The sequence below is a fragment of the Pseudomonas sp. 43(2021) genome, from assembly GCF_017490805.1.
Taxonomy (GTDB): domain Bacteria; phylum Pseudomonadota; class Gammaproteobacteria; order Pseudomonadales; family Pseudomonadaceae; genus Aquipseudomonas.
Genome location: NZ_JAFGYJ010000223.1, coordinates 1 through 547, shown reverse-complemented (window position 1 = coordinate 547; position 547 = coordinate 1). Strand labels below are relative to the sequence as shown.

Here is a 547-nt window from a genome sequence, read left to right as displayed (position 1 = left end):
CCCGAGCGCTGCGGCCAGTTCATTCAGCGTATTCAGTGCGTCAGGTGACGCGTCGATAACATCTGCAATCGCGGCCAGTACAAAAGCGGTGTTCGCAATCTGGGTATTGTTTGTTCCCCTGAGCGCGGTTGGTGCTGTTGGCGTTCCGGTCAGTGCCGGACTGTCCAGTGGGCTTTTCTGTTCGTTTCATCCATTACCACCTTAACCGCCTTTGGCGTTGCAGCAAGCGTTTCAGACGTGCTGTTGGTTGCACTGCTGAGCTGCACTATCCCCTTTCTCGTTGTGTCCGCATCCTCAAGCGCGACAGCTGAAGCTATATCTTCTGCACGTTTTGCCGAATTTTTTGCACGTATTGCCGCCGCTTCTGCCGCACTTTTGCTCTGCGATGCTGATACCGCACTTCCCGCAGCCTCTGTCGCCTTCGTGGATGCCGTTGACGCACTCCCCGCCGCCGCTGTTTTTGCGTCTGCCGCGGCAGAGGCGCTCCGTTCCGCTGCTGTTTCAGATGACCTGGCATTCGTCTCGGACGTTTTTGCCGCCCTGGCAG

1 protein-coding gene and 1 pseudogene are annotated in these 547 nt (G+C 57.4%); one reads left to right on the top strand and one right to left on the bottom strand.

The features are described from left to right. Window positions 1–205 (top strand): hypothetical protein (locus J5M71_RS26875; protein WP_207838542.1); only part of this gene is annotated, 205 nt, incomplete at its 5' end. Here J5M71_RS26875 and J5M71_RS29695 read toward each other — a convergent pair. Further along, window positions 201–317: pseudogene (locus tag J5M71_RS29695) on the bottom strand (tail fiber protein); the annotation flags it as partial. The gene J5M71_RS26875 and the pseudogene J5M71_RS29695 sit on opposite strands and share 5 nt — an antisense overlap. Window positions 318–547: the final 230 nt, after the last annotated feature.